31 protein-coding genes are annotated in these 25,990 nt (G+C 63.0%); 18 read left to right on the top strand and 13 right to left on the bottom strand.

Annotated elements, in window-relative coordinates; translation table 11 throughout:
- Positions 1-2 precede the first annotated feature (2 nt).
- Both NKJ67_RS20420 and NKJ67_RS20415 read right to left on the bottom strand, forming a co-directional pair.
- The gene (locus NKJ67_RS20420; RefSeq protein ID WP_352582683.1) at positions 3-1,187 is read right to left on the bottom strand and encodes an MFS transporter; all 1,185 of its coding nucleotides are present in this window, start codon (positions 1,185-1,187) and stop codon (positions 3-5) included.
- Positions 1,188-1,334: 147 nt separating this feature from the next.
- The gene (locus NKJ67_RS20415; protein WP_127322913.1) at positions 1,335-2,999 is read right to left on the bottom strand and encodes a Na/Pi cotransporter family protein; all 1,665 of its coding nucleotides are present in this window, start codon (positions 2,997-2,999) and stop codon (positions 1,335-1,337) included.
- Between the two features lie 388 nt (positions 3,000-3,387).
- Between NKJ67_RS20415 and NKJ67_RS20410 the strand changes: the two genes are divergently transcribed.
- From NKJ67_RS20410 to NKJ67_RS20380, 7 genes are all read left to right on the top strand, one after another.
- Positions 3,388-3,768 (top strand): RcnB family protein, encoded by a 381-nt coding sequence (locus tag NKJ67_RS20410; RefSeq protein WP_127270906.1) that lies wholly within the window; start codon positions 3,388-3,390, stop codon positions 3,766-3,768.
- A 136-nt stretch (positions 3,769-3,904) separates the two neighbouring features.
- Complete coding sequence (gene dnaG, locus NKJ67_RS20405) at positions 3,905-5,839, top strand: DNA primase (protein ID WP_352582680.1); 1,935 nt, start codon at positions 3,905-3,907, stop codon at positions 5,837-5,839.
- Positions 5,840-6,262: 423 nt separating this feature from the next.
- A complete protein-coding gene (gene rpoD, locus NKJ67_RS20400) occupies positions 6,263-8,284 on the top strand; it encodes an RNA polymerase sigma factor RpoD (protein WP_013530149.1) in 2,022 nt (673 codons plus the stop codon).
- Positions 8,285-8,465: 181 nt separating this feature from the next.
- Positions 8,466-8,759, top strand: a complete 294-nt coding sequence (locus NKJ67_RS20395; RefSeq protein ID WP_023809667.1) for a GYD domain-containing protein — start codon at positions 8,466-8,468, stop codon at positions 8,757-8,759.
- 106 nt (positions 8,760-8,865) lie between these two features.
- Entirely contained in the window at positions 8,866-9,135 is a 270-nt protein-coding gene (locus NKJ67_RS20390) for a putative hemolysin (protein WP_352582677.1), read from the top strand.
- A 26-nt stretch (positions 9,136-9,161) separates the two neighbouring features.
- Positions 9,162-10,226, top strand: a complete 1,065-nt coding sequence (locus tag NKJ67_RS20385) for a DMT family transporter (RefSeq protein WP_352582675.1) — start codon at positions 9,162-9,164, stop codon at positions 10,224-10,226.
- Entirely contained in the window at positions 10,227-10,595 is a 369-nt protein-coding gene (locus NKJ67_RS20380; protein WP_352582673.1) for a thiol-disulfide oxidoreductase DCC family protein, read from the top strand. It begins immediately after the preceding gene.
- A gap of 65 nt (positions 10,596-10,660) precedes the next feature.
- Here the strand turns inward: NKJ67_RS20380 and NKJ67_RS20375 are convergent, their stop codons facing one another.
- Complete coding sequence (locus tag NKJ67_RS20375) at positions 10,661-10,918, bottom strand: DUF2798 domain-containing protein (protein ID WP_352582671.1); 258 nt, start codon at positions 10,916-10,918, stop codon at positions 10,661-10,663.
- A 270-nt stretch (positions 10,919-11,188) separates the two neighbouring features.
- On the opposite strand from NKJ67_RS20375, the gene NKJ67_RS20370 reads away from it, so the two are divergent.
- The 3 genes from NKJ67_RS20370 (at position 11,189) to NKJ67_RS20360 (ending at position 12,662) form a co-directional block, all read left to right on the top strand.
- On the top strand, positions 11,189-11,878 hold the full coding sequence (locus NKJ67_RS20370) for a PadR family transcriptional regulator (protein ID WP_352582669.1): 690 nt from the start codon (positions 11,189-11,191) through the stop codon (positions 11,876-11,878).
- A gap of 112 nt (positions 11,879-11,990) precedes the next feature.
- Entirely contained in the window at positions 11,991-12,290 is a 300-nt protein-coding gene (locus tag NKJ67_RS20365) for an HlyU family transcriptional regulator (RefSeq protein ID WP_352582667.1), read from the top strand.
- Positions 12,291-12,338: 48 nt separating this feature from the next.
- On the top strand, positions 12,339-12,662 hold the full coding sequence (locus NKJ67_RS20360) for a hypothetical protein (protein WP_352582665.1): 324 nt from the start codon (positions 12,339-12,341) through the stop codon (positions 12,660-12,662).
- 17 nt (positions 12,663-12,679) lie between these two features.
- Here the strand turns inward: NKJ67_RS20360 and NKJ67_RS20355 are convergent, their stop codons facing one another.
- From NKJ67_RS20355 to NKJ67_RS20340, 4 genes are all read right to left on the bottom strand, one after another.
- Positions 12,680-13,315, bottom strand: a complete 636-nt coding sequence (locus tag NKJ67_RS20355) for an outer-membrane lipoprotein carrier protein LolA (RefSeq protein WP_127268099.1) — start codon at positions 13,313-13,315, stop codon at positions 12,680-12,682.
- A gap of 52 nt (positions 13,316-13,367) precedes the next feature.
- On the bottom strand, positions 13,368-13,631 hold the full coding sequence (locus NKJ67_RS20350; protein WP_127268100.1) for a YMGG-like glycine zipper-containing protein: 264 nt from the start codon (positions 13,629-13,631) through the stop codon (positions 13,368-13,370).
- A gap of 296 nt (positions 13,632-13,927) precedes the next feature.
- Complete coding sequence (locus NKJ67_RS20345; RefSeq protein WP_127321868.1) at positions 13,928-15,130, bottom strand: MFS transporter; 1,203 nt, start codon at positions 15,128-15,130, stop codon at positions 13,928-13,930.
- A 126-nt stretch (positions 15,131-15,256) separates the two neighbouring features.
- Entirely contained in the window at positions 15,257-15,715 is a 459-nt protein-coding gene (locus NKJ67_RS20340; protein WP_352582662.1) for an Lrp/AsnC family transcriptional regulator, read from the bottom strand.
- 173 nt (positions 15,716-15,888) lie between these two features.
- On the opposite strand from NKJ67_RS20340, the gene NKJ67_RS20335 reads away from it, so the two are divergent.
- The gene (locus NKJ67_RS20335) at positions 15,889-16,623 is read left to right on the top strand and encodes an AzlC family ABC transporter permease (protein ID WP_352582660.1); all 735 of its coding nucleotides are present in this window, start codon (positions 15,889-15,891) and stop codon (positions 16,621-16,623) included.
- Positions 16,620-16,919, top strand: a complete 300-nt coding sequence (locus NKJ67_RS20330) for an AzlD family protein (RefSeq protein WP_127326299.1) — start codon at positions 16,620-16,622, stop codon at positions 16,917-16,919. Before NKJ67_RS20335 ends, NKJ67_RS20330 begins: the two co-directional genes overlap by 4 nt.
- Before the next feature lie 20 nt (positions 16,920-16,939).
- Here the strand turns inward: NKJ67_RS20330 and NKJ67_RS20325 are convergent, their stop codons facing one another.
- From NKJ67_RS20325 to NKJ67_RS20315, 3 genes are all read right to left on the bottom strand, one after another.
- Complete coding sequence (locus NKJ67_RS20325; protein ID WP_352582658.1) at positions 16,940-17,233, bottom strand: type II toxin-antitoxin system RelE/ParE family toxin; 294 nt, start codon at positions 17,231-17,233, stop codon at positions 16,940-16,942.
- 3 nt (positions 17,234-17,236) lie between these two features.
- A complete protein-coding gene (locus NKJ67_RS20320) occupies positions 17,237-17,476 on the bottom strand; it encodes a CopG family ribbon-helix-helix protein (protein WP_127256140.1) in 240 nt (79 codons plus the stop codon).
- 170 nt (positions 17,477-17,646) lie between these two features.
- Positions 17,647-18,282: an FMN-dependent NADH-azoreductase gene (locus tag NKJ67_RS20315; RefSeq protein WP_127268106.1), complete on the bottom strand. Its 636-nt coding sequence runs from the start codon at positions 18,280-18,282 to the stop codon at positions 17,647-17,649.
- A 111-nt stretch (positions 18,283-18,393) separates the two neighbouring features.
- Here NKJ67_RS20315 and NKJ67_RS20310 point away from each other — a divergent pair, with 111 nt between their 5' ends.
- Positions 18,394-19,344: a LysR family transcriptional regulator gene (locus tag NKJ67_RS20310; RefSeq protein ID WP_352582656.1), complete on the top strand. Its 951-nt coding sequence runs from the start codon at positions 18,394-18,396 to the stop codon at positions 19,342-19,344.
- On the opposite strand, the gene NKJ67_RS20305 is transcribed toward NKJ67_RS20310, so the two are convergent.
- A complete protein-coding gene (locus tag NKJ67_RS20305; RefSeq protein ID WP_352582654.1) occupies positions 19,283-19,903 on the bottom strand; it encodes a TetR/AcrR family transcriptional regulator in 621 nt (206 codons plus the stop codon). The genes NKJ67_RS20310 and NKJ67_RS20305 overlap by 62 nt on opposite strands.
- 66 nt (positions 19,904-19,969) lie before the next feature.
- Between NKJ67_RS20305 and NKJ67_RS20300 the strand changes: the two genes are divergently transcribed.
- On the top strand, positions 19,970-20,395 hold the full coding sequence (locus tag NKJ67_RS20300) for a VOC family protein (RefSeq protein ID WP_352582652.1): 426 nt from the start codon (positions 19,970-19,972) through the stop codon (positions 20,393-20,395).
- 130 nt (positions 20,396-20,525) lie between these two features.
- Positions 20,526-21,629: a helix-turn-helix transcriptional regulator gene (locus NKJ67_RS20295; protein WP_128307549.1), complete on the top strand. Its 1,104-nt coding sequence runs from the start codon at positions 20,526-20,528 to the stop codon at positions 21,627-21,629.
- A gap of 62 nt (positions 21,630-21,691) precedes the next feature.
- Here NKJ67_RS20295 and NKJ67_RS20290 read toward each other — a convergent pair whose 3' ends face one another.
- The gene (locus NKJ67_RS20290; RefSeq protein WP_352582650.1) at positions 21,692-22,639 is read right to left on the bottom strand and encodes a S1C family serine protease; all 948 of its coding nucleotides are present in this window, start codon (positions 22,637-22,639) and stop codon (positions 21,692-21,694) included.
- 169 nt (positions 22,640-22,808) lie between these two features.
- Between NKJ67_RS20290 and NKJ67_RS20285 the strand changes: the two genes are divergently transcribed.
- The 3 genes from NKJ67_RS20285 to NKJ67_RS20275 all read left to right on the top strand — a co-directional run bounded on the left by NKJ67_RS20285 (position 22,809) and on the right by NKJ67_RS20275 (position 25,302).
- Complete coding sequence (locus NKJ67_RS20285) at positions 22,809-23,681, top strand: S1C family serine protease (RefSeq protein WP_352582648.1); 873 nt, start codon at positions 22,809-22,811, stop codon at positions 23,679-23,681.
- A gap of 8 nt (positions 23,682-23,689) precedes the next feature.
- On the top strand, positions 23,690-24,325 hold the full coding sequence (locus tag NKJ67_RS20280) for a helix-turn-helix transcriptional regulator (protein ID WP_352582646.1): 636 nt from the start codon (positions 23,690-23,692) through the stop codon (positions 24,323-24,325).
- 110 nt (positions 24,326-24,435) lie between these two features.
- A complete protein-coding gene (locus NKJ67_RS20275; RefSeq protein WP_127326308.1) occupies positions 24,436-25,302 on the top strand; it encodes an SDR family oxidoreductase in 867 nt (288 codons plus the stop codon).
- A 125-nt stretch (positions 25,303-25,427) separates the two neighbouring features.
- Here NKJ67_RS20275 and NKJ67_RS20270 read toward each other — a convergent pair whose 3' ends face one another.
- Positions 25,428-25,943 carry a TIGR00645 family protein gene (locus NKJ67_RS20270; RefSeq protein WP_127269030.1) on the bottom strand — a complete coding sequence of 172 codons (516 nt, stop codon included), beginning with the start codon at positions 25,941-25,943 and terminating at the stop codon, positions 25,428-25,430.
- Between the last annotated feature and the right edge of the window lie 47 nt (positions 25,944-25,990).

The following is a 25,990-nucleotide window of genomic DNA, read 5'->3' as shown; positions in this document are numbered from 1 at the left end:
GTCTATTCCGCTGGGGCCGTCAGCGGCGGCGTGGCGTTGCTGCGCCCTTCCCAGACATAGGATGCCAGCGCCACCGCGACGGCGACCAGCATGGCTATGGCGCCGAGCAGCGGCAGGCTGCGGTAGCCATAGCCGCTGTTCAGCATCGCGGCGCCCAACGACGCGGCCAGCGCGATGCCGACATTGAAGCCGGACGGAATGAGCGACGAGGCGAGGTTCGAGGCGTCCGCCGTCCAGGCCAGGATGCGGGTCTGGATCGGTGTGCCGATGGCGAAGTTGAGGCCGCCCCAGACGACGATCGCCACAACCATCGGCAGGGGATAAGGGCTGACGGCGTAGATGACGGCCAGCGTCACCGCCTGCAAGGCCAGCATGGTGATCAATGACGGCATCAGCTTCCAGTCGGAGAGCTTGCCGCCGAGGAAGACTCCCAGGGTGGCACCGACGCCGTTGAGCAGCAGCACCCATGGCACTAGGTTCTCGTCGAGCCCGGTGACTTCCAGCAGTGTCGGGGTGATGTAGGTGAACAGGCCGAACTGGCCGATCATCAGCATCAGCATCAGGATCAGCGAAGTCCAGACCTGCTGGCGGGCCAGCACACGGACCTCGCGGGCGAAACCGGCAGGCCTGGCCGATGAGCCGGTGGTGCGCGGCAACAGGGCTGCCATGGCAAGCGTTGCCGCCACGCCGAGCGCGCACATCACCCAGAAGGTGGCGCGCCAGCCCCAGATGTTGCCGATCGCGGTGCCGGCCGGCACGCCGATGACGTTGGAGACGGTGAGGCCAGACAGGATGACGGCGACAGCCATGCCGCGCTGGTCCTCGCGCACGAGACCCACGGCGACGACCATGGCGACGCCGAAATAGGCGCCATGCGCGACCGCCACGGCAATGCGCAACAGTAGCATCGAGGTGAAGTCGGGCGCCAGCGCGCAAGCCGCCTGGCCGATGGTGAAGGCGATGGCGAGGCCGAGCAGCAGGCTCTTGCGCGACAGCGACTTGGTGGCGAGCGCCAGCAGTGGACCGCCGATGGCGATGCCGCAGGCATAGCCGGAGACGAGATAGCCGGCCGAGGGAACCGAGACGCCAAGACCGTGCGCCACTTGCGGCAGCACGCCGGCAATGACGAATTCAGTGGTGCCGAAGGCAAAGGCGGCGATGAACAGCGCAATGAGCGGAAGCGACATGGGGAAGCCTTAGCTGGAACGGCCTCAAACCACGGATGAGCGTCGCGGGCAATCCAGAAATTTTTGTCGCGAGTTTAGGTTTTCTTCAGTGGGGGCGCGAGGCGATGAAGCGCCAATCTCCCTCACGAGGGGGAGATCGGCTGCTTCTCAGCTCGCCTTCAACCTGGATCCAGTCAGCAGACCGCGCTCTTCGAGCACCGGATAGGCCATCGAGGCCAGCAGCGAATTGATCTGCTTCAGGTCGCGGATGGTGTCGAGATGGATCGAGCTGGTCTCGACGCTCTTGGCAGTGCCGTCGCGCAGGCGCACGAAATGGCTGGCGCTGGTTTCTTTTTCGCGGTCGCGAAGCCGGTCTTTTTCCAGCACCAACTGGCGGGCGGTCTCGGGATCGCGCGACACCAGAACGTTGAAGGCAAGCCGCGCATTGGCCAGCACCGAGCTATGGAAGGCGCACAGCTCGGCCCAGCCCTCGTCGGTGAATTCCAGTCCGCGCTCGAACTTCTTTTTCACATGCACCAGCATGTTGCGCACGATGATGTCGCCGACCTGCTCCAGCTTGACGCAGGCGCCGATCAGCTCCTGGCAGCGCAGCGCCTCGTCCTCGGTCAGCGCGTTCCTGGTCAACTTGGCGAGGTAGAGCTTGATCGCGGCGTGCTTGCGGTCGACGCGGTCGTCGAGTGCGGCCAGCGCTTTAATCTTGTCGGCGTCGGCGCTTTCATAGAGTTCGATGATGCGCTTGAGCATGATCTCGATCGTCTCGCAGACCCGCACCACCTCGCGGGTGGCATTGGCAAGCGCCTGGCTCGGCACGTCGAGCGCGCTTTCGTTGAGCGCGGACAGCTCGACGACGTCAAGCGAGGCGGCCGGCACGGGCTTGGTGCCAAGTGCGACGATCTTCTCCGAAGCGCGGTAGACGAACCCTGCCAGCGGCAGGCCGGCGAGCAGGATCAGCACATTGAACAGGATGTGGGCATTGACGATCTGGTCCGCCGCCGTCGAACCGAGAAAGGCGAAGTGCGGCCTGAAGATCATGACCAGGATCAGCATGACAAGCGAACCAAGCCCGCGCATCAGGAGGTTGCCGATCGGCACGACGCGCACCTCGGGGCTCGACGAGCGGGTCAGCATCGGCGCGATGATCGAGGAGCCGAGATTGACGCCGAGGATAAGAACAACGCCGAGTTCAGGCGTGATCAGGCCGCGGCCCGCCAGCGTCGCCATCAACAGCACCGCCGCGATGCTCGACTGGAACAGCCAGGTGATCAGCGCCGCCAGCAGATAGGCGGTGATGGAATCGGTCGAGAAGTAGTTGATGATGACCGGCATGAGCTGGCTGTTGCGCAGCGGCTCAGACGCCTGTCCGATCATCTCCAGCGACAGGATCAAAAGGCCGATGCCGACCAGAATGCGGCCGGTCTGGCGCCAGTCGCGCCGCTCGGTGGCCATGAACATGACCGTGCCGGTGATCAGGCACAGCGGCACCAGCAAGGTGAGGTCGAAGGTCAGCAGCTTGACCACCAGCGCAGAGCCGATCTCGGCGCCGCGCACTGCCAATTGGCCCGCGGCGCCCGAGACGATGCCAGAGCCGGCGAAGGAGCCGACCAGCAGCGTGACGGCGGTGGAGCTTTGCAGGGCGATGGCAAGGCCGGTGCCGGCCAGCACCGCCATGATCGGATTGCGCATGGTGGCGCGCAGGCGATGGCGCAGCACGTCGCCATAGGCGCGTTCGACGCCGGTCTTCACCATGCGGGTGGCAAACAGCATCAGCGCCACGGCGCCGGCCAGATGCAGAAGGACGACGGACCCGCTCATTTCGTCCCCCGCATGCAAACAGGATGCGCGTCCTGTTTGGCGTGGCGATCAGAAGGGAAAACGAGGGTACGAATCATGTTCATGGCGGTGGCTTATAATAGCTCGAATATTTTAGCCGGATAATAAAATCTTGTCGATTTCAAGGGCCGTTGCAGCGCGACGGGCGGTGTCGGAAAATGGACGGACGCGCAAATGGTTGCATTGCGGGGCGGGCGCGAAGCAACGGATAGGCCGAGTTAGCAGCGCGACGGACTCCTGACCTTTGCGATTAAGTTCAGCTCTATCGGGTAAATCAAGGAATTCATTACGCAATTGTAATGCAGGCGTTCAGTTTCGGTTCATCGGTGGCCCGCTATTCCTCTGGCATCGACAACCAAGGAGACTTCTCTTGAAACGCATTGTCCTTTCCGCACTCGCTTTCTCGATGCTGGCCGCTACGTCGCTCACCGGCCAAGCCGCACCGCTGAACGCACCGAACGCTCCGCAGTCGAACTACAGCCAGGTCGACTGGCAAAAGCCCACCAACAGGGATGTCAAGAAGCGCTTCATCCAGAAGCGCGTCATCCATAAGAAGGTCATCGTAAAGCGCAACAACTGGCGCAACGGCCACAAATATTCAGGCTGGAGACAGCACCAGCCGATCCGCGACTACGGCCGCTACGGCCTGCATCGTCCCGGCCGCGGCCAGGAATGGATCCGCGTCGGCAACGACTATGTGTTGGTCGGTGTGCTCTCCGGCGTCATTTTCGGCGCGCTTGCCGCGCACTGATCGCTCCCCAGGCGGATATTGGAAAGAGGCGGCCCGCAACGGCCGCCTCTTTTGCCTGTGGAAACCGGGTATGGCCCGCATTAAGGGTCGTCGGAATTCGCGGGTATGATTATATAATCGGGAAACGAGTTCCCCGATGCGCTTTCCACCCGCCTTCCTCGACGAGATACGCGACCGCGTGCCGATTTCATCGGTTATCGGCCAGCGCGTCGCGTGGGACAGGAAGAAAACCAACGCGCCGCGCGGCGACTATTGGGCGTGCTGCCCGTTTCATGGCGAGAAGAGCCCGTCCTTCCACTGCGAGGACAAAAAGGGCCGCTACCACTGTTTCGGCTGTTCGGTTTCGGGCGATCATTTCAAGTTCCTCACCGAACTCGACGGGATGAGCTTTCCCGAAGCGGTCGAAAAGATCGCCGACATGGCCGGTGTGCCGATGCCGGTTCGCGATGCGCAGGAGGAGCGGCGCGAAAAGGAACGCGCCAGCCTGACAGACGTCATGGAGATGGCCACCACCTTCTTCCAGGAACGGCTGCAGGGGCCGGAAGGCGCCAAGGCGCGTGCCTATCTGCGCGACCGCGGACTGACGCCGGCGACGCAGCAATCGTTCCGGCTCGGTTTTGCGCCCGACAGCCGCAATGCGCTGAAGGAGCATCTCGCCGCCAAGGGCGTGCCCAAGGCCGACATCGAGGCTTGTGGACTGGTGCGCCACGGTGACGACATCCCGGTTTCCTATGACTGGTTCCGTGACCGCATCATGTTCCCGATTCCGGATTCCCGGGGCAAGATCATCGCCTTCGGCGGCCGTGCTTTGCAGCCGGACGCGCTGGCCAAATACATGAACTCGCCCGACACCGAGCTCTTCCACAAGGGCAATGTGCTCTATAATTTCGCCCGCGCCCGCAAGGCCTTGGCCAAGGGCGGCACGGTCATCGCCGTCGAAGGCTATATGGACGTGATCGCGCTGGCGCAGGCCGGCTTCGAGAATGTCGTGGCGCCGCTCGGCACCGCGCTTACCGAGAACCAGCTCGAACTGCTCTGGCGCATGGCGCCGGAGCCGATGCTGTGCTTCGACGGCGACAAGGCCGGGCTTAAGGCAGCGTGGCGGGCCGCCGACATGGCGCTGCCATCTGTGCAGGCCGGCCGTTCGGCGCGCTTCGCGCTGCTGCCGGAAGGCAAGGATCCCGACGATCTGGTCAAGGCCGAAGGACCGGATGCGTTTCGTAGCGTTCTGGCCGAGGCGCGGCCGCTGGTCGACCTTTTGTGGATGCGTGAGACGGCGGGCGGCGTCTTCGATACGCCGGAGCGGCGGGCCGAACTCGAGAAGACGCTGCGCGAGCTGACCAGCCGCATCCGCGACGAAAGCCTGCGCTACCACTACCAGCAGGAGATGCGCGAGCGTGTGCTGAGCTTCTTCGGCTCGCAGCGCAGTGGGCGTCAAGGTCGGCAGGACTGGAAACAGGGCCAGGGCAAGACGGCCGCGCCCGGCGGGCAGTTCGCCAAAGGCGGTGGCGGCCGCATTGCGATCACCGAAAGCCTCGGCCAGTCGGCTTTGGTCAAACGCGGCGGCGAGGGGATGTCGGTGCGCGAGGCGACGATCATCGTGGCGTTGATCAACCATCCGGCGCTGATCGACGAGAATTTCGCCCATATCGAGTTCCTCGATCTCGCCAACTCCGACCTGAGGCGGCTGCATGCGGCAATCCTCGACGCAATGGCGCATGACATGGCCAATGACCGGCAGGCAGTGATTGCGACGATCGAACGCGCCGGCTGCGCCGAGATCTGGGAGCGGGCCGTCGGGCTGATCCGGCGAATGCGGCAATGGCCGGCGCTGGAGACCGCTGCCCTTGAAGATGCCCGCGATGCTTTCAGCCAGGCGCTGCACTTGCAGCGCAGCGCGCGCACCTTACATAAGGAACTGAAACAGGCGGAAGCGGCGCTCGCCACCGATCCCACAGACGAAAACTACCGGCACCTGATCGAAATTCAGGCGCAATTCCAGAATGTGCAGGCCACGGAAGCGCTGATCGAAGGGTTTGGCGTCTCCTCGGGCAGGGCTGGGCGAGCTTAGTTGGAAGCGAGTGAATTGAGAAAGCGTCGTTGCGCGTCCAAATGGCGCGTAACGGGCTAAGTCGGGTAATTGATTCGCTTTTTTCATGCGAATCATGCGAGAGGCGCTTGACCTTCTGGCAGATTGGCGGAATCAGGACGATTCGAAACGTTAACCCGAACCCGCGTCACGGGAAAACAAGCGATGTGAGGTACTGGTCACTGGACAGGCAGCCCGCCTGCCACAGATATCAGGGTTAATCTGGACTTAATGCATGTCGCCCAAAAGGGGAAACCCGATTTGGGCAACGACATACACCAAACGAAACGAGTTGATGCAGTTACTGGCCCGGTGAAGCGCGTTTCATAAGCGAGCGCATCCGATTTGACTGGTCCGACAGCTTACGCGGCTTTGAAGTTCGGCCGCTAGGAGAAGATAAAGACTATGGCGACAAAGGAAAAGGAAGAGGTCGAAACCGAACGCGAAGGCGCCACCGATGGCCCTCTGCTCGACCTTTCCGATGATGCTGTCAAGAAGATGATCAAGGCCGCCAAGAAGCGCGGCTATGTCACCATGGACGAGCTGAATTCGGTGCTGCCCTCAGAGGAAGTGACCTCCGAGCAGATCGAGGACACGATGGCGATGCTGTCCGACATGGGCATCAACGTGGTCGAGGACGACGAGCAGGGCGAGGAGCCCGAGGCCGCCGACACCGCGGCCGATGCCGAGGAAGACGCCAACGAGCTGGCTGAGCAGACCGGCACCGCGGTCGCCGCCACCACCACCAAGAAAGAACCGACAGATCGCACCGACGATCCGGTGCGTATGTATCTGCGCGAGATGGGCTCGGTCGAGCTGTTGTCGCGCGAGGGCGAAATTGCCATCGCCAAGCGCATCGAGGCCGGCCGCGAGACGATGATCGCGGGTCTGTGCGAAAGCCCGCTGACCTTCCAGGCCATCATCATCTGGCGCGACGAACTCAATGAATCCAAGATCCTGCTGCGCGAGATCATCGATCTCGAAGCCACCTATGCCGGCCCCGAGGCCAAGCAGGCGCCGGTGGTCGAGCGCGTCGAGGAGGCCAAGGTCGAGGACAAGCCGCGTCGTTCGCGCGACGACGAAGACGACATCACCAATGTCGGCGCCGATACGCGTGGGCTGACGGATGACGACGACGAAGACGAGGACGAAGCGAGCCTGTCGCTGGCCGCGATGGAAGCGGAACTCCGCCCGCAGGTGATGGAGACGCTCGACGTTATCGCCGACACCTACAAAAAGCTGCGCAAGCTGCAGGACCAGCAGGTCGAGAACCGTCTGGCCGCCGCCGGCACGCTGTCGCCCAGCCAGGACCGCCGGCTGAAGGAGCTCAAGGACCAGCTGATCAAGGCGGTGAAGTCGCTGTCGCTCAACACGGCGCGCATCGAGGCGCTGGTCGAGCAACTCTACGACATCAACAAGCGCCTGGTGCAGAACGAAGGCAAGCTGCTCAGGCTGGCCGAAAGCTACGGCGTGCGCCGCGAAGAGTTCCTGAAGGAATATCAGGGTTCCGAGCTCGACCCCAACTGGACGCGCTCGATCGGCAATCTGACATCGCGCGGCTGGAAGGAATTCACCAAGAACGAGAAGGATGCGATCAAGGACCTGCGCGCCGAGATCCAGAACCTCGCCACCGAAACGGCGATCTCGATCCTGGAATTCCGCAAGATCGTCAACCAGGTGCAGAAGGGCGAGCGCGAAGCGGCGATCGCCAAGAAGGAAATGGTCGAAGCCAATCTGCGCCTCGTCATCTCCATCGCCAAGAAATACACCAATCGCGGCCTGCAGTTCCTCGACCTGATCCAGGAAGGCAATATCGGCCTGATGAAGGCGGTCGACAAATTCGAATACCGCCGTGGCTACAAGTTCTCGACCTACGCGACGTGGTGGATCCGGCAGGCGATCACGCGTTCGATCGCCGATCAGGCGCGCACCATCCGCATTCCGGTGCATATGATCGAGACGATCAACAAGATCGTGCGCACCTCGCGCCAGATGCTGCACGAGATCGGCCGCGAGCCGACGCCGGAAGAACTGGCCGAAAAGCTCGCCATGCCACTCGAAAAAGTGCGCAAGGTCTTGAAGATCGCCAAGGAGCCGATCTCGCTCGAAACGCCGGTCGGCGACGAGGAGGATTCGCATCTGGGCGATTTCATCGAGGACAAGATGGCGATCCTGCCGATCGACGCGGCGATCCAGGCCAATCTGCGCGAGACCACCACGCGCGTGCTGGCCTCGCTGACGCCGCGCGAGGAGCGCGTGCTCAGAATGCGCTTCGGTATCGGCATGAACACCGACCACACGCTGGAAGAAGTCGGCCAGCAGTTCTCGGTCACCCGCGAGCGTATCCGCCAGATCGAAGCCAAGGCGCTGCGTAAGCTCAAGCACCCGAGCAGGTCGCGCAAGCTGCGCAGCTTCCTGGATAGCTGAGACTTACCGATGCAAAGAGTTCAAGGGCGCCGATGGCGCCCTTTTTTGTTGTGGGACGCACTCTTGCGGGCGAGGCCCTTCAGGAGGATAATTTCCGTGTCGGATGCATTTTCTGGGCGACAACCCGGATGCCCGCCCCGGCGAAGCCGCCGTGCTCCGTGGCCCCGGAGGGAGGTGTGCCATGACAAGCTACATCGTGCTGATGAACTGGACGGAGCAGGGTGCCAGAAACGTGCGCGAGTCACCGAAGCGGCTCGACGCCGCCAGGAAGCAACTGGGTGACATGGGGGGATCGTTCAAGGCGTTTTACCTGACCATGGGCGAATACGACATGGTGGCGGTGGTCGAAGCGCCTGACGACGCGGTGCTGGCGCGCTTCTCGCTGATGCTGGCGGCAGCGGGCAATGTGAGGACGCGGACGCTGAAGGCCTTTCCCGAATTAGCCTACCGCGAGATCATCACCTCGCTCGGATAAAGGAATCGGCAGGGTTTCTCGAAGTCGCTGGTTGGTGCCGGCCTGGTGGCGCTTTGCCGCAAGACGGGGCGCTTCGCCGTGATAGAATGCGGCCGGGGAGATCGCGATGAAGAAGGTTTCGATATTGGTCGCCAGCTTTGCCGCTTTGTCGTCGCTGCCGTTTTCCGCCGGCGCCAGTGCGCAAAAACCGGTCGGCATGGCCAATCCGGCATCCGTCCATTGTGGCGATATCGGCGGGCGCCTGGTGATCAGGAAGGACAAGGCCGGCAACGAATATGGGTTTTGCCGCTTGCTCGATGGGCGCCTTTGCGAGGAGTGGGCGCTGTTTCGTGACAACAAGTGCGTCGGGCCGAAGGCGGCCATGCGCCGCAAGTGACACACCTGCCATCATAGGGTGAAATCATGTCCGAACCGCATTCCCATTCGCATCTGTGGCCCGGCGTGCCACTCGCGCTTGGCTCGGCCGCCCTGTTCGGGGCGACGCCGCCGCTCAGCAAGCTGCTGCTCAATGGCGTCAATCCCTTCATGCTGGCCGGGCTGCTCTATCTCGGTGCCGGTCTTGGCCTCGCTCTGTACCGCCTGCTTCGGGGCAGGCAGGCCGCGGCCGGGGAGGCGCAACTGACCGCTGGGGATATTCCCTGGCTGGCGCTGGCGATCGGCATGGGCGGCGTTATCGCGCCGGTGCTGCTGATGTTCGGCTTGACCCTCAACACGGCGTCCAGTTCGGCGCTGCTGCTCAATCTGGAAGGGCTGGCGACGATGGCGATCGCCTGGCTCGTCTATCGCGAGAATGTCGACCGGCGCCTGCTTTTTGGCGCCTTCGCCATTCTGGCGGGTGCCATTCTTCTGTCGTGGCAAGGTGAGGGCGTCGCCTTCAACCGTGGCGCCCTGATGGTGGCAGGGGCTTGTCTGGCCTGGGGGATCGACAACAATTTCACGCGCAGGATCTCCGCCACCGACCCGGTGGTGATCGCCATGCTCAAAGGGCTGGTGGCGGGTGTCGTCAATGTCGGGCTGGCGCTTGCCGGCGGGGCCTTGTTTCCCCCGACGTCGGTCATTGCAGCGACCGCGGCAGTCGGTTTCTTCGGCATTGGGGTCAGCCTGGTGATGTTCATCGTGGCGCTGCGTCATCTGGGCACCGCCCGGACAGGGGCCTATTACTCGCTCGCTCCCTTCATCGGCGCGTTGCTGGCAATCGCCATCCTGGGTGACGCCGTCACGCTCAAGCTTGCGGCCGCCGGAGTTCTGATGGGCGTTGGCCTGTGGCTGCATCTGTCGGAACGCCATGAGCACGAGCACGACCATGAGGAATTGGAGCACGAGCACAGCCATGTGCATGACGAGCACCACCAGCACCATCATGACGGGCCGGTGAGTGAGCCGCATTCGCACTGGCACCGGCATGCGCCGATGCGCCACCGGCATCCGCATTATCCCGACCTGCACCACAGGCATGGCCACGGATAAATGCTGACCGTCTGGTACAACACGCGCTGCCCGGTCTGCGATGCCGGTATCAGCAGGCAGAAGCGGCGGCTGATCGAGGCGGTCAAGGCCGGACGGATCGAGTTCCGAGACATCAATTTTGAACCGGCAGCGCTTGCCGGACTTGGCGCGTCGCTTGAGGATATCCGCCGCCGGCTGCACGCCACCGATGCGGCGGGCAGGCTGCTGGTCGGCGCCGATGTCGCGATTGCCGTTTGGCAGGCAACGCCAGGCGAGGGCTGGCTGGCGATGGTGTTCGGCAATCCGGTTGCCTTGCCGGTGACACGCTTTGCCTACGACCGCTTCGCCGATCTTCTCTATGCCTGGAACCGCCGCAAGGGCCGCTGGTAGCCGTTCGTCATTGATGACCAGAAGCGCAAAGGTCCGGAGGACATCTCCGGACCTTTTCGTGCGCGCTATCGGCTGGCCGGCTCGCACAGCGCGCCGACGATGCGGCGCACTATCGGCAGCACCAGCAGCAGCGTCGGAAACGCCACCAGCCAGGACAGACCCCAGGCGGTCAGCCAGATGGACGGCAGCTCGGGGTGGAAGCCAAGGCTTTTCAACGTCGAGATCAACGAGACGATGAAGGTCATCAACAGCGACAGCACCAACGGGCTGAGAACAGCGGCATAGCGCGCAGGCAGCTTCCTGCGCTGGTGTCTTGCAGTCATTTCGGGAGTTTCCCTGAAGTGTCCGGTCCGTCGCATTGGCATCCATTCGCCGGTGGATCGGCAAAATTGCCCGGAAAGACCGGGTTGGATGCGTTGCTTGACGTCAGACGCTTACGGAGCAGCGAGGCGCTCGCAGGCCTTCTAGCCTCAGGTTCCGCCGAGAGCAAGCCTCTGGCGCCGCATTCAGATACATCGTAAGATATATCTTGACTCCATCGATTGATCTGCCTAATTAAGATATATCGTAAGATACAACTCAAGGAGCAATCAATGCACAAACATTTTGGGAACAATCATTTCGGCGAACGCATGTTCATGCACATGGCCGGCAAATTTGGTGGCAGAGGGGGCGGCGGTTTTGGCCCGTTCGGGCATGGCGGTCGCGGCGGTGGACGCGGCGGCCCGGGCGACATGTTCCGCGCCGGGCGCATGCTGGCCGACGGCGACCTCAAGCTGATCACGCTGTCGCTGCTGGCCGAGGCACCGCGCCACGGCTACGACATCATCAAAGCCCTGGAAGAGCGCACCAGCGGCATCTATAGCCCGAGCCCGGGCGTGGTCTACCCGACGCTGACCTTCCTGGAAGAGGCCGGCTATGCCGCCTCCGCCGCCGACGGCAACAAGAAGGTGTTTTCGATCACCGAAGCTGGTCAGGCGCATCTCGCCGACAACCGCGAGATGATCGATGGCGTGCTCGACCATCTCGAGCGCTTCGGCCGCAAAATGGCCAAGGCGCGCGACTGGTTCGGCTGGAACGACGAGAGTGAAGAGGGCGGGCGTCGTGGCGGCCGGGGTAGCCGCGGGGATCGTTCGGAAGCGCGCGACGAATTCCGCGCAGTCCGCCACCGACTGCGCGCGGCTCTGGGTGACTTCGTCGACGCCCCGGCCGACAAGCAGGCCGAGGCAATCGCCATCCTCGAAGGCGCCGCCGAGGCGCTGGAAGCGCTGTCGCACAAGTAAGCTCGTCCAGCCGACCGGACGCAGCCCTTGCCCGCTGGGCCAAGGACCGATAGTGAAATTCATCCCGCGTCACTCTACATGGTGCGGGATGAATGCTGTTGGAGGAAGCCCGATGTCTTTTCTGAAGCGTCTTTTCGGCGGTGGTGGCGGCGGAACCCAGGCGGCTGAGCCGACGAGTGCAGCGCCAGCCAAGCAGGTCGAGCACAAGGGCTTCCTGATCAGCGCCACGCCCTACAAGGCGGATGGCCAGTACCAGACGTGCGGCGTCGTCTCCAAGGAGATCGGCGGTGTGGTGAAGGAACACAAATTCATCCGTGCCGACCGTTTTGCCGGGCTCGACGACGCCGTCGACATCTCGATCAAGAAGGGCATCCAACTGGTCGACGAGCAGGGCGACCGGATTTTTGGGTAGATCACCGCCAGCAGGGCACTACCTAACCATGCGGGCCTTTGCACCACGATGGACCTCTCGGTCCGGGTTGACCTGACCGCCGGCGAATCAACTCGTCCTGGCGGGATCGATCGTCATCAGGCGGGTCCTGGCCTCGATCAGATGCCTTCTCGCGGCCCTTATCCGGCCGCACAATGCCAGATTAAGAGCGACGCCGCCTTCCTCGTCCAGCAAGTCATTCGCGCGCTTCAGAGAGTGCTCAGCTCTCCTTATGCGCAGTCTGGCGTTGGCCGCTTCGATGCTGTGAATTTCAATCATTGTGCCGCGTCCTTTGCGGTTCCGGTCCCTTCACGGATTAAACCGCCGCTGATCATATTGGTTCCGGTGCTGTGACCATTCTGCGGCCGCCGCTATTTCGTTGTGGTGTTGAATTCACGGTTCGCCGCATAATCGATAACGAAGGTGCCCTCGGGAGCGCGAACGCCCTGCTTCACATTCGATATAGTCACCGTTGTGGTAAGTCCCTTCTCGTCGGTGAGGCTCCATCTGCGCAGATCGAGCGATTTTCTGTCGAACACCATGGAGATGTTCGAATTGCCGAAAGCCGATCTGTCGGCCAGCTTGACGGTAACTTGGGCGCCGTCGTCTCTGATGCTCTTGAGGCGACTGCCGGAGAAGTCGACCTTGTTGTCGAGCAGCAGCTTCAGCGGCGTCTTCGAGAGAGCATAGAGCCGCGATGTCTTCAGTTTCCTGTTGTAAACCACCAGGGATTTACCATCCGCAATCACGCTGATCCCAGATTGGCCAGCATAATTGAACCGGATCTTGCCCGGGCGTTGGAGAAAAAACCTGCCATGTTTTCTTTCCGCCTTCGGGCCCGACTGCACGAAATCCCCTGACATGGATTTCACCGATGAGAAGTGATCGGCAATCGTCTTCGCATCAACCGGCGCGGCCGAAATCGCAATCGTGGACGCGATATTCAACGCGGCAGCGCCGACAGCGGCAAACAAGAAACCCGGCAACTTTTTGATCCGATAGGCCATTCGATTAACCCCCAAGCAGACGCGTGATCGAAGGAGATCACGCGCCTTGAGATCAGTAGCCGTCCGGGCACCGCGCGACGTAAACCCGGCCGTACCGATCGCGATATCTGCACTGGCCGGCTTCGCTGGCGTGGCCGATGACGGCCCCGGCTATCGCTCCGACCGCACCGCCGACAACCGCTCCTTCCACAGGGTCTCCGGCCACTGCGGCGCCTACGGCCGCGCCACCCAAGCCGCCGACGGCGGCGCCTTGTTCGGTACGGGAGCACGCCGAGAGCGGAATGAGCAGGCTCAAAATGAGCAGCGTCTTTTTCATCGTTTCTCTCCTGAGGCTACTATTAGCCAAAGCTTAAATGCTTAAGAGAGCTTTTCGATCCACCGACCGTTGCCTGCCATTCAAGCCTGGCCGTGGCGGAGCCGCGTGCCTTCGGCTCAAATCGTACCCTCACTGGTGGACGGGTGGGCGAAGTCGTCGCTTGGTGCAAACGTTGGCCGTGGACTTCCGCACTCGCACAAGGGGGAACGGATGAAACAGAGGACAGGATCCGCGGCGGACCGAACGGGCCAGGCTGATTGCACGCCTGGCCAGCAAGGTTTGGAAGTCGACCCCAACTAAGCCGGCTGCAGTTCCCTGCGCGGTAGTGGCGGGAACGCGATGGCGATGCCGACCGCGCCGAGCCCGATAAGAGCAGAGCCGATGAACAGCCAGGAATAGTTGGCGTAGGCATCGAACACCATGCCGCCGGCAAGCGGTCCCAGCGCCATGCCGAGGCTGGACAGCATGGTGGCGGCGCCGAACACGGTGCCGAGGATGCGCTGGCCGAAATATTCGCGCGCCAGCACCGCATAGAGCGGCATGACGCCGCCATAGGTGGCACCGAAGATAACGGCCAGCATGTAGAACTGCTCAAGCTGGCTGATCGACAGATAGGCGGCAATGACGATCGCCTGGATCGCCAGGCCCGCGATCAGCACCGGCTTGACGCCCAGCCGGTCGGCCAGCACGCCGTAGAAGAGCCGGCCGCCAAGGCCTGCCAGACCTTCGACACTGTAGATCGAGACCGCTGCCATGGGGGCGACGCCGCACAGCATGGCATAGCTGACCATATGGAAGATCGGTCCGGAATGCGCCGCGCAGCAGGCAAAGAAGGTCAGCCCGAGCACGATGAATTGCGGCGAGCGCAGCGCCTGGCCGACTGTCAGGCCGGCACCTTCGGCAACCGGCGCGGAGCCGGTGTCGACCAAGACGGGCTTCGGCGGCTGGCGCACCAGCAGCACCGCCGGCAACAGCAGCACCCAGGCGGTAATGCCGATGTCGAACATGGCGGTGCGCCAGTCATAGGCGGAGATCAACCAGCGGGCGAAGGGCGAGATCGTCATCGGCGCCACGCCCATGCCGGCCGAGACCAGTGAGACGGCAAGGCTGCGGTTGGTGTCGAACCAGCCTGTGGTCAGCGCGATCATCGGCGCAAAAAAGGCGCTTGCCGCGAGACCGACCAGGACGCCATAGGTGATCTGGAAGCTCAGCAGCGAACCGGCGCGGCTGGCCAGCACCAGCGCCAACCCGAGCAGCACCGCGCCGATCATCACGACGATGCGGGCGCCAAAACGGTCCGATATCGCGCCCCAGGCGAAGCCACCAAGGCCCATCACCAGGAAGTTGAGCGTCATGGCGCTGGAAATGCCGGCGCGCGACCAGTTGGTGTCGATCGCCATCGGCTCCAGGAATATCGCCAGCGAAAACATCGTCCCGATGGCGACACAGGACATCAGCGCGCCAGCGGCGACGATGACCCAACGATAGGAAAGGCTCATTCAAATCTCCCATGCCTAAAGGCAGCGCTGCGCGCTGCTTGCACCCGAAGGACGCCGGCACCGGGTTCGATCCTACAATCCGGTTGCATTTTTTATCCAGTTTGACGTGACGCCGTTTTCGGCAGCTCAGATCGGCAGTTCCGACGTGTATTTGATCGTCTGGCTGGGGACGTCGGTCTTGACGTTCTGCACGCCCTTTATGCGGCTCAGATGCTCCGACTGGAAGCGGCGGTAATCGTCGATGCCGGCCGCCACCACGCGCACCATGGCGTCGCAATCGCCGAGCATCAGGTAGCACTCCATCACCTGCGGCAGCTTGGCGACTTCGGTGGCGAAATGCTCGATCGTGTCCTCATCCTGCGTTTTCAGCCAGATTCGGGTGAAGAAGGTGAGGCCCTTGCCAACGCTGCCGGGGTTCAGCACTGCGACGTAGCGGTCGATGATGCCGGCTTCCTCCAGCAGCTTCACGCGCCGCAGGCAAGGCGAGGGCGACAGGCCGACCTCTTTGGCCAGATCGTTGTTGGCCATGCGGCCGTCGCGCTGCAGCGCCCGCAGGATCCGCTTGTCGATCTCATCCAGCTTCATGGCCTTGAATTCCATCTATTTGGCAATTTGTGACACTCAATGCCAAAATTTGACGAAACAGAACAATCTTTGCAACCAAATTTCTGGCCGATATCGGTATGTTTGCCGCCGACATCACGAGAGTCCAGACGCAACCGGAAGCGGCGGCTTTTAAGGCCGGCCGATGGCAGAGCATGAGCATTTCACAGGCAGTCGAGGCGGCGGGCAATGGTTCGCGATCCGAATTCCGCCGTGGCGTGGCGTCCTGCGCGCCGGTGCTGTTCGGCACCATACCCTATGCGCTGGTGCTCGGCGCCCAGGCCACGCAAAAAGGGCTGAGCACGGTCGAACTGTCCGCGATGACAGGGCTGAATTTCGCCGGCGGTTCGGAATTCGCGGCGATCCAATTGTGGACGTCGCCGCCGCACATCGTGCTCATCGTCGCCATCACCTTCCTGGTCAACAGCCGTCATTTGCTGATGGGTGCGGCACTGGCGCCGTTCCTGCGCCACCTGCCGCGGCGCAAGGTGTTTCCGGCGCTTTTCTTTATGTGCGACGAGAGCTGGGCGCTGGGCCTGGCCGATGCCAGACAGCGCACTGCTGCCGGCATCACGCCGGCCTTCAGCCCGCGCTACTATATGGGCGCGGCGCTGGCGATGTATCTCACCTGGGTGGTCTTCACCACGCTGGGTGCCTTGCTCGGTCCGATGCTCGGCGACGTCGGGGCCTATGGTTTCGACATGGCGTTCCCGGCTGTCTTCCTGGTGCTGATGCGCGGCATGTGGACGGGGATGGCGGCGGCGCGACCCTGGCTGGTCAGCCTGGTCGTGGCGGCACTGGTCTATCTCTTCGTTCCCGGCGCCTGGTATGTCGCCGCGGGCGCCATGTCGGGTCTGGTCGCGGCCTGGCTGATGGCGAGTGATGCATGATCGATGCAACGACCTTTTTCACCATCGTGCTGATGGCCGGCGTCACTTATCTCACGCGCATCGGCGGCTATGTCGTGCTGCGCAACCGTACGCTCAGCGGGCGTGCCACGGCGGTGATGGAAGCGGCGCCCGGTTGCGTGCTGATTGCGGTCATCGCACCGGCCTTCGTGTCGAAGTCCCCGGCGGATATTCTGGCGCTGGCTGTTACGCTGGTGGCCGCCACGCGGCTTTCCATGCTGCCGACTGTGCTGATCGGAGTCGCTTCGGCGGGGTTGCTCAGGCATTTCATCGGCTAGAAAGGCAGCGGCCAGTTGGCTCAGAGGCTCTTTGGCCACTGTTGGGCGGCATGTATGACGGTAAGTATTTCGACGGCATCTTCGCTTACGCCATAGGGGACGATATATGGGATATCGGCCAAAACGAGTTCTCGCGTCGCCTTGATGCGTCCAACGCGACCCATAGCCGGCTGTTCGGTAAGCAACTCCGCTGCGGACAAGATGCGCCCAATGACACGGGCGGCAGCTTCGGGACTGTCTTTCTCGATATGCGCGCCGATTTCGCCAAGCCGACGCAAAGCCCGCTTGGTCCAACGGATTGTCTTGCGGCTCATGGATCAGCCGGCGGGCTTGACGTATTTCCCGATCACGGCGGCCAACTCTTGTTCGCTGGCGAACTCACCGCGCTCGGCCTCGGCCAATCCGGCCTCTATCTCAGCGAGTTGCCACTCTTGACGAGCTACAAAGTCTTCGATGGCCTTGGCGGCCACATAAGAGCGCGAGCGATCGAGCTTTTCGGCAAGTTGGTCGAGCCTGTTTGTCGTGTCGTCGGGGAGGCGTACGGTGAAAGCCGTCATGGTTTCGATCCACTTGGTTCATTGTGATTGTGAGTGAACCAAGGTGGATCGTCAAGTCACACCCAAAGGACTCTGGTCGCTTCGCGCTGTTTACTGTCAGGAAAACAAGCGGGGAGCGCATTGAAAAAGGGCGGGCGCCAAGCGCCTGCCCTCCAATCTAAGTCTTTTCCCTATGCGGCAGCCGCGACACCCTGGCTGGCTGCCACCACGGCATCGACCTTGGCGGTCGCCTTGGCGAGCGCTGCGGTCACCGCGTCAGGACCCATGCCGACGCCTTCGATACGGATGACATCGACATCGGTCATGCCGAGGAAGCCGAGCACGCCGCGCAGGTAGGGAATGGCGTGATCGAACTGCACGGCCGCACCTTCGGAATAGATGCCGCCCGAAGCCAGCACGATATAGACCTTCTTGCCGGTGACGAGACCCTTGGGGCCGTTCTCGCCATAGGAAAAGCTCTTGCCGGAACGAGAGATATGATCGACCCAGGACTTCAGCGTCGAGGAGATGTTGAAGTTGATGAAGCCTGTGGCCAGGATCACGGTGTCGGCGGCAAACAGCTCGTCGAGCACGACATCGGAGACGCCGACGACCTCAGCCTGGCGCGCAGTGCGCGCTTCCGCCGGCACGTAGATGCCGCTCGCGTAGTCGGCGTCGATATGAGGGAGCGGATTGGCGACGAGGTCGCGCACGACGAGCGTGTTCGACGGATCGGCGGCGACGAGCTTTTCAGCGAATTCGGTAGCGATGCGGGTCGAATGGGAGGCGGCGCCGCGCGGGCTCGAAGTGATGAGAAGAATGGACATTTTGGGCTCTCCAGCGATTGGAATGATTTGTCCCGCCAGATATGGGGCTTTCGGTCCATTCAATAAACTGGTATATTTTCTATACGATCCATCTATAAAATAGATATCACGATGCAGCCCAACCCGACCCTCGATCAACTTCAGATCTTTGTGACAGTCGCCGAAGCCGGCAGCTTCTCGGCCGCCGGCCGCAGGCTCAATCGGGCACAGTCCGTCATCAGCTACGGCATCGCCAATCTCGAGGCGCAGCTGGGGCTGAAACTGTTCGAGCGCGAGGGTACCCGCGAGCCGCAACTGACCGAGATCGGCCGGGCGATGCTGGAGGATGCGCGGCGCATGATCGGTGTGCTGCAGCGCATCCGCTCGCGCGTCGACGGCCATCATCAAGGGCTCGAGGCTGAAGTCGCGCTGTCGGTCGACGCAGCGTTGCCGTCGCCGGTGCTGGTGCGGGTGCTGAAGGCGTTCGAGGCGCAGTTTCCGACCGTGATGCTGCGCCTGCATATCGGTACGCTCGGCCTGATCCCCGATCATGTCGTCAGCGGGCAGACCGACCTTGGCATTGGTGGCCTGCTGGGCGATGTCGATGTGCATCTCGTGCGCATCGGCTTCATGTCGATCGTGCTGGCTGCCGCGCCCAGCCATCCGCTGGCCCTGCTGCCGAAGCCGGTGGCGATCGAGGATGCGCGCGAACACACGCAGCTTGTCGTCACCGACCAGTCGGAGCGTACCAAGGGGCGCGACTTCGGCGTCTTCGCCTACCGCACCTGGCGGCTGACGGATGTGCGCACCAAGCATATGCTGATGCGCGAGGGGCTGGGCTGGGGCGGGCTGCCGCGCTGGCTGATAGCAGACGACCTGGCGAGTGGCCGGCTGGTCGAAATCGACCTCGAATCCTTCAGGGAGGTGAGTTCGCCGCTGTTTGCCATGCACCGCAACGATCGCAGCCCGAAGCCCGCGGCGGCCTGGCTGATCGACCAGTTCAAGCGCCAACTCGGCTGCTTCAACGAGTTCGAACCGGGCGAGGTGCCTGAGGAAGAGACAGGCCATCGATCAGTGCCATGAGCACGGCGCGGTAGTCCTGAACTGACGCACCGGCCTCAATGGCCAAGGCGGCACGATCGAAGGCGGAGCCGAGCAGTGCGGTCAGCGCGTCGGCCGGCAATCTCGTCATCGTCTGCGCCCGCATCGCCGCGACCAGCCCTTCGCGCAGCGAACGGTTGCCGTGGCGGTTGTCGATCGCGTCCATGGCAGCGCGGCCAAGCACGGCCGGGCCGTCGAGCAGCAGCAGCCGCGTGCGGCCGGGCGCGCGCATGGCGGCGAGGTAGGCGTCGGAACCGGCAATGAGTGCGTCGCGGGCATTGAGCGATGGCGGCGAAGCGCGCTCGATCTCCTCAGCCACCGCCATCGCCTCCTGCTCGACCACGGCGGCAAACAGCGCCTGCTTGTCGGCGAAGTGATGATAGAGCGCGCCGCGCGTCACGCCGGCGGCAGCGACGATCTCCGGCGTGCTGGTCTCGGCATAGGATTTTTCGGTGAACAGCTTTCGTGCCGCGGCAATCAGGTCGGCGCGCGTCGCCTCGGTGCGGTCACGGTTGGAACGACGCGCGGAATCGCGTTGCATACATGCAGCCTGTATGTTAATTGAAGTTACATGCAGACTGTATGTTAATTGATGGGAGAAGGAAAGATGAGGACGACGAGCTATTACCCGGTGCTGATGACCGGCGACGTCGCCGGCACGACGGCGTTCTATGTCGAGCATTTTCGCTTCCAGCCGCTATTCGAAAGCGACTGGTATGTGCATCTGCAATCGGTGGAGGACAGAAGAGTCAATCTCGGCATCGTCCAGGGCGACCATGAAACGATCCCGGAAGAGGGGCGCGGCCGCGCGTCGGGCCTGCTGATCAACTTCGAGGTGAGGGACCCGGATGCGGTCTATGAACGGATCGTCGCGGCCGGGCTGCCGATCCTGCGCTCTCTACGCGACGAACCCTTCGGCCAGCGCCATTTCATCACGCGGGATCCCAATGGCGTGCTGATCGACGTGATCAAGCCGATTCCGCCGAGCGAGGCGTTTCTGGCGCAGTACGCGGAGGGGGCGGTGGGCACCTGAACTATGTTTTCGTGTTGGCTGTTTCCTACGCAATTTATGATCATCCGGTAATGCCAAGCCGAGAAAGGTTTGATTTCTGAGCAGATGTGCGATGCAATCATGCGAGTGCAGGTGGCGAGCGGACCATTGAATGACCGAAGATCTTGTCGATCGAATTTATGAAGCGGCGTTCGTCCCCGATTTATGGCCAGACGTCTTCGACAGGTTGAGCGAACTGTCGAACTCGGCCGGAGGCGGTATGGGTTTATTCGATGATCGGCTGGACCCGATGCTCATCGCGTCGGACCTGGTCCGGCCGATACTGGAGGGCATCTCTGCGGAAGGCGGGTTCAAGAGCAGCAGTGTCTCCCAACTCCTGCTGACGCTGCCCCCACCCTCGGAATTCGTCTACGACGCGGATTACTTCCCCAAGGAGGCGCTCGAGAACAATCGGACGCGGCTCGACCGGACGCTGCCATTGGGAATCGGTGGCGAAGTCGGTACGTTCATATCCCTGCCTACAGGCGAAGTTCTGTTGTTTACGATGGAGCGTTGGCTGACCAATGATCGGCCATCCCGAGACGAATTGGACCAGCTCAACCGCATGAGGCCACATCTGGCGCGCGCCGGCCTGATTGGTGCGCGCCTGCGGCTGGAACGAGCGCGCGCTACGACCACGGCGCTTGCGGCGATCGGCCTGCCGGCCGCGGTGATGACGAGCAGGGGACGCGTTCTGGCGACCAATCAACTGCTTGACGCTCTGCCCCTTGTGTTCGTGCCGACGGCCCGTGATGGGCTCGCCCTTGCCGATGCCAAGGCAAACAAGTTGTTTCAGCAGGCGATTGCAAGCGGGACTGGTGACGCTGCGTCGGGTCGCTCCGTGCCCATAGCGCCAAGCGAGAATAGCGAGGCCATGATCGTTCACCTCATCCCTCTTCGCCGTCTGGCGCACGAACTTCTCTCAGGCGCCGACATACTGATCGCAGCCACGGCTCTCAACCCGACGAATCTGGTGCCTTCGCCGACCATCCTGACGGGCCTTTTCGACCTCTCGCCGGCCGAGGCGCGATTGGCAGCGGCATTGGCATCGGGGGATAGCCTTGGTGTGGCGGCGACAAGCGCCAACATCACCTATCGCACGGCCAGCACGTATCTTGGTCGTATCTTCGACAAGACAGGCACGCATCATCAGGCGCAACTCGTAGCTCTCCTGAAGGGAGCCTATGTCCCCGTTGCTCCCTCGAAGGGGGAGTGAGCAACGGCGGCCTTAAAGTCTTCGTTGTCCCAGAACCGCGGCACACTTCTGGGCGACATGCACTAGCTTCGCGCCACCGGCATCACCGTCACCTGGCTGACGCCGGTGCGGCGCACCACGGTGCATTGTGTCTCGCGGCCGATGCGCTCGGCGTCGAGCACGCGCACCAGGTCGTCGACGCCGGTGACCGGGCGGCCGTCTATTGCGGCGATGATGTCGCCCTCCTTCAAGCCGGCCTTGGCCGCCGGGCCATCCTTCTCGACGCTGCGCAGCCGCACCGCTGTATTCGTCGACACTTGCGACAGGAGCGCGGCGCGTCGCGGCAGATTGACGGTGTCGGCCGAGACGCCGATGAAGGCGCGGCGCACGCGGCCGAAGCGGATGATCTCCGAAATGACGAAATTGGCGGTGTTGGAGGCAACCGCGAAGGCGATGCCTTGCGCGCCATGGATCATGGCGGTGTTTACGCCGATGACCTCGCCGGCCGACGATACCAGCGGTCCGCCGGAATTGCCGGGATTGAGCGCTGCGTCGGTCTGGATGACGTCGTCGATCAGCCGGCCGGTGGAGGCGCGCATCGAGCGGCCGAGCGCGGAGACGACGCCGGAGGTGACGGTCCATTCGAAACCGAGCGGGTTGCCGATTGCAATGGCGATCTGGCCGCGCCGCAGCCGCTTGGAATCGCCCAGCGGTGCGACGTCGGCAAAGCTGCCGTCGGCGCGCACCAGCGCGATGTCGGTGTCGGGATCGCGGCCAAGAACACGACCCTCTCTCGAGGCGCCGTCCGGCATCGAGACGCGCACTGTCCTGGCATCGCCGACGACATGGAAGTTGGTGACCACCAGCCCGTCCGGCGCAATGACGAAGCCGGAGCCATGGCCGCCCTGACCGCCAACGCGCTCGATGCGGCAGACGGCCGGACCAATGCGGTCGACAGCGTCGGCAACCGTCGTCGAATAGGCGTCGAGCAGCGTATCATCGGTTTGGAATTTGGCGGCGGCGAGGGCCATGGGAGGGCTCCGTGTGTTCAGGCTTGATCGTGACTATATGTGCGGAGCGGCTGGAACCGCAGCGACCTGACCAGATGGCCAGTCAAACCGGCAACTAGCCGTCAGGCGAGTACCCGCGGACGCGCTGTCGAGCGATATCTGGGGCATGGATGAACCCAGGAGACCATTAATGAGCGATTTCAATCTGAGCGCGTTTTCGCAAGCCGTCGCCGATCTCGCCGCCAAGGCCGCGCCGGCAACGGCTGGCTTCGCCACGCATCATCACCGCACGGCAAGCGCCTTCCACTGGCGTGACGGCTATTTCGTCACCGCTGAAGAGGCTGTCGAGGCCGGCGAGGAGATCGATCTGGTGTTGGCCTCGGGGGAAACGGTGAAGGCCGAGCTGGTTGGCCGCGACCCTTCGACCGGTGTTGCCCTGCTGAAGCCGGCGGAGGCCGTCAGCGCCGCGCCGCTGGCCAGGGCCGATGCGGTGCGGCCGGGCAACATCGCCATTGCCATCGGCAGCAGTGACGGTTCGGCTTTGGCTGTTTCGGGCTCGGTGGGCGAAGTCGGTCCGGCCTGGCGCTCGATGCGCGGCGGCACCATCGACCGGCGCATCAATCTTGCCGTCGGCGCCGGCGGCCGTTTCGAGGGCGGCCCGGTTCTCGACGCCAAGGGTGCGCTGATCGGCATGCTGTTGTTTGGACCGCGCCACCGGGCGCTGGTCATGCCTTACGAGACGATCGAGCGGGCGGTCGCGACCTTGCGCGAAAAGGGCCATGTCGCGCGCGGCTATCTCGGCGCCGGCCTGCACCCGGTACGCGACCGCGACGCGCAGGGCGCAATGGTGATGAGCCTCGATGACGAGGGTCCCGCCAAGGCCGCCGGTCTCTCTCTTGGCGATATCATCGTGGCGTGGAACGGTGAGGCGGTGCACGGCCCGCGGGACCTGATCCGCAGGCTCGGACCCGACAGTGCCGGCGCTTCGGTGACGCTCGGTGTCGTGCGCGGCGGCGAACAGCGCGATGTCGTGCTGACAATCGGCGAAAAGCCGCTGAGCTGAGGGCATCCATGGACACGCTCACCAGCGACAGGATCATGCATGACGGTGCCGTCTCGCGGCGGCTGATGGTGCTGATTGCGCTTGGCGATGCGTCACGCGCCGAGCGCCTGGCGGCCTCGCTGGCCGCGAGCGATGACCTGCTGCCGGTCGTGGCTGGCGGTGGAAGAGCCGACGTCGCCATCGTTGACGACAGCATTGGTGATGGCGTGCCGGCCCTCATTCCACGGGTGCTGCTGACCGGACGCGCTGGCGGCGAGCGGCCCGCCGGTGAGGTGCTGGCCGTGATGTCCGCTGGCGCGGAGGATTTGTTGATCGCCGCGGCGGCGCGGCTGGCCGCGGCCGGCTATCGCGTCTCGGGCGAGCGCGGAAGCGGACGCGATGAGGATTTCCGTGCCGGCGATGGCGAGCCGTTCGAGGAGGAGGCCTCCGACGAGCATGCCGCCCGGCCTTCGCTGTCGCCGCGTGAGGCGGAAGTGTTGGCGCTGCTGGCCGAGGGCGCCCCAAACAAGGTGATCGCGCGGCGGCTGAACATTTCGGTGCACACCGCGAAGTTCCATGTCGCCGCAATCCTGATCAAGCTCGGCGCCGCCAACCGCACCGACGCGATTGCCATTGCGATGCGCCAAGGGCTGGTGCTGGTTTAGCCATAAACCCTACGCTGCGTAACGCGGTGTCCAGCGTGTCGGGTCTTGCGCTGCGGTCGCCTGCCGCGCAAAGGTTTGCGCCTGTTGTGTTGCAAGGGAGGCGCAAGGAAATGTCGCTCAAGGGAAAGACGCTGTTCATCTCCGGCGGGTCGCGCGGCATCGGGCTGGCGATCGCGCTGCGCGCGGCGCGCGACGGCGCCAATGTGACGATCGCGGCCAAGACCGCCGAACCGCATCCGAAGCTGCCGGGCACGATTTATAGCGCTGCCGAAGAGATCGAGCAGGCTGGCGGCAAGGCGCTGCCTGTTTTGTGCGACATCCGCGAGGAGGCGCAGGTGGCCGAGGCGGTCGCCAGGACCGTGGAAAAATTCGGCGGCATCGACATCTGCGTCAACAATGCCAGCGCCATCCAACTCACCGGCACGCTCGAGACCGACATGAAACGCTACGATCTGATGCATCAGATCAACACGCGCGGTACCTTCCTGGTCTCGAAAATGTGCATTCCTCACCTGAAGTTGGCGCAAAATCCTCACATCCTGAATCTGGCGCCGCCGCTCGACATGAAGGCCAAGTGGTTCAGGAATCACGTCGCCTACACGATGGCCAAGTTCGGCATGTCGATGTGCACGCTGGGCATGAGTGCGGAGTTCGCCAAGGACGGCATCGCCGTCAATTCACTGTGGCCGATCTCGACCATCGACACGGCGGCGGTGCGCAATCTGCTCGGCGGCGCGACGGTGGCGGCGATGAGCCGTTTGCCCGACATCATGGCCGACGCCGCGCATGCCATCTTCATGCGCCCGGCGCGCGAGACAACAGGTAATTTCTACATCGACGAGGAGGTGCTGCGCGCCGAGGGCGTCAGCGACTTTTCAGCCTATGCGCCAGGTGCGACAGGGCCTCTGGCCGGTGACTTTTTTGTCCCTGACGAGGTGTTTGCCCGCACGGACAGCAAGATCAAGAGCATCTACTAGATCCGCGTCATTGTGAGCGTCGAGCTAAGCCGTCCGCCGTGGCTGAGCCACGGCAAAGCCTAGTTCAAACAAAGCGATAGTGCGCAAACCCTGCCGGGGTGATTCAAGGTCCGGCAGGCGCTTGCTTACGCCTCATCCTTCTTGCCTTTGCCGAGGCCCATCAGCCGGTCGATATAGGCGAGCATGAGGGCCGAGACGACGAAGGCGAGATGGATGATGGTCAGCCACATCAGCTGGTCGGTCGTGTAGGTCGACGAGTTCAAAAACACCTGCAAAAGGTGGATGGACGAGATGGCGACGATGGTCGAGGCAACCTTGACCTTCAGCGAGCCGACATCGATGGTGCCCAGCCAGTGCACGCCACCCTCCTGGTCGTCGAAGCGGCTGACGAAGTTCTCGTAGCCCGAGATGATGACCATCACCACCAGCGAGGCAACCAGTGCGGCATCGATCAGGCCGAGCATCTTGAGGATAGTGTCGGTGTCACCGAGCGTGAACGCCAGGGTAATGAACTCATAAAGCTTCTTACCGAATGACAGCGCATAGACGGCCAATGCCAGGGCCAGGCCGATATAGAAAACGACGAGCAACCAGCGTGAAGCGAGAATGATCGATTCGATGGCGAGTTCGAGACGCTTCATGGGATGATTCCGGCTGGTTATCTCTCAGACAATGGCCGTATTCGGCC

This window comes from Mesorhizobium sp. M0088, assembly GCF_040322895.1.
In the GTDB taxonomy this organism is placed as follows: domain Bacteria; phylum Pseudomonadota; class Alphaproteobacteria; order Rhizobiales; family Rhizobiaceae; genus Mesorhizobium.
Note: the sequence above shows the minus strand (reverse complement) of the source record. Positions and strands in the feature narration are given on the sequence as shown.

Bases quoted from the DNA above. Each gene is read 5' to 3' on its own strand.
- NKJ67_RS20310 (WP_352582656.1), top strand. From the start codon at position 18,394: ATGCAGCCCAACCCGACCCTCGATCAACTTCAGATCTTTGTGACAGTC.
- NKJ67_RS20415 (WP_127322913.1), bottom strand. From the start codon at position 2,999: ATGAGCGGGTCCGTCGTCCTTCTGCATCTGGCCGGCGCCGTGGCGCTG.
- NKJ67_RS20380 (WP_352582673.1), top strand. From the start codon at position 10,227: ATGCTGACCGTCTGGTACAACACGCGCTGCCCGGTCTGCGATGCCGGT.
- NKJ67_RS20295 (WP_128307549.1), top strand. From the start codon at position 20,526: ATGACCGAAGATCTTGTCGATCGAATTTATGAAGCGGCGTTCGTCCCC.
- NKJ67_RS20375 (WP_352582671.1), bottom strand. From the start codon at position 10,918: ATGACTGCAAGACACCAGCGCAGGAAGCTGCCTGCGCGCTATGCCGCT.
- NKJ67_RS20325 (WP_352582658.1), bottom strand. From the start codon at position 17,233: ATGAGCCGCAAGACAATCCGTTGGACCAAGCGGGCTTTGCGTCGGCTT.
- NKJ67_RS20335 (WP_352582660.1), top strand. From the start codon at position 15,889: ATGAGCATTTCACAGGCAGTCGAGGCGGCGGGCAATGGTTCGCGATCC.
- NKJ67_RS20395 (WP_023809667.1), top strand. From the start codon at position 8,466: ATGACAAGCTACATCGTGCTGATGAACTGGACGGAGCAGGGTGCCAGA.
- NKJ67_RS20315 (WP_127268106.1), bottom strand. From the start codon at position 18,282: ATGTCCATTCTTCTCATCACTTCGAGCCCGCGCGGCGCCGCCTCCCAT.
- NKJ67_RS20305 (WP_352582654.1), bottom strand. From the start codon at position 19,903: ATGCAACGCGATTCCGCGCGTCGTTCCAACCGTGACCGCACCGAGGCG.
- NKJ67_RS20340 (WP_352582662.1), bottom strand. From the start codon at position 15,715: ATGAAGCTGGATGAGATCGACAAGCGGATCCTGCGGGCGCTGCAGCGC.
- NKJ67_RS20420 (WP_352582683.1), bottom strand. From the start codon at position 1,187: ATGTCGCTTCCGCTCATTGCGCTGTTCATCGCCGCCTTTGCCTTCGGC.
- NKJ67_RS20285 (WP_352582648.1), top strand. From the start codon at position 22,809: ATGAGCGATTTCAATCTGAGCGCGTTTTCGCAAGCCGTCGCCGATCTC.
- NKJ67_RS20350 (WP_127268100.1), bottom strand. From the start codon at position 13,631: ATGAAAAAGACGCTGCTCATTTTGAGCCTGCTCATTCCGCTCTCGGCG.
- NKJ67_RS20345 (WP_127321868.1), bottom strand. From the start codon at position 15,130: ATGAGCCTTTCCTATCGTTGGGTCATCGTCGCCGCTGGCGCGCTGATG.
- rpoD (WP_013530149.1), top strand. From the start codon at position 6,263: ATGGCGACAAAGGAAAAGGAAGAGGTCGAAACCGAACGCGAAGGCGCC.
- NKJ67_RS20270 (WP_127269030.1), bottom strand. From the start codon at position 25,943: ATGAAGCGTCTCGAACTCGCCATCGAATCGATCATTCTCGCTTCACGC.
- NKJ67_RS20355 (WP_127268099.1), bottom strand. From the start codon at position 13,315: ATGGCCTATCGGATCAAAAAGTTGCCGGGTTTCTTGTTTGCCGCTGTC.
- NKJ67_RS20280 (WP_352582646.1), top strand. From the start codon at position 23,690: ATGGACACGCTCACCAGCGACAGGATCATGCATGACGGTGCCGTCTCG.
- NKJ67_RS20300 (WP_352582652.1), top strand. From the start codon at position 19,970: ATGAGGACGACGAGCTATTACCCGGTGCTGATGACCGGCGACGTCGCC.
- NKJ67_RS20370 (WP_352582669.1), top strand. From the start codon at position 11,189: ATGCACAAACATTTTGGGAACAATCATTTCGGCGAACGCATGTTCATG.
- NKJ67_RS20290 (WP_352582650.1), bottom strand. From the start codon at position 22,639: ATGGCCCTCGCCGCCGCCAAATTCCAAACCGATGATACGCTGCTCGAC.
- NKJ67_RS20365 (WP_352582667.1), top strand. From the start codon at position 11,991: ATGTCTTTTCTGAAGCGTCTTTTCGGCGGTGGTGGCGGCGGAACCCAG.
- NKJ67_RS20330 (WP_127326299.1), top strand. From the start codon at position 16,620: ATGATCGATGCAACGACCTTTTTCACCATCGTGCTGATGGCCGGCGTC.
- dnaG (WP_352582680.1), top strand. From the start codon at position 3,905: ATGCGCTTTCCACCCGCCTTCCTCGACGAGATACGCGACCGCGTGCCG.
- NKJ67_RS20390 (WP_352582677.1), top strand. From the start codon at position 8,866: ATGAAGAAGGTTTCGATATTGGTCGCCAGCTTTGCCGCTTTGTCGTCG.
- NKJ67_RS20385 (WP_352582675.1), top strand. From the start codon at position 9,162: ATGTCCGAACCGCATTCCCATTCGCATCTGTGGCCCGGCGTGCCACTC.
- NKJ67_RS20320 (WP_127256140.1), bottom strand. From the start codon at position 17,476: ATGACGGCTTTCACCGTACGCCTCCCCGACGACACGACAAACAGGCTC.
- NKJ67_RS20360 (WP_352582665.1), top strand. From the start codon at position 12,339: ATGGACCTCTCGGTCCGGGTTGACCTGACCGCCGGCGAATCAACTCGT.
- NKJ67_RS20275 (WP_127326308.1), top strand. From the start codon at position 24,436: ATGTCGCTCAAGGGAAAGACGCTGTTCATCTCCGGCGGGTCGCGCGGC.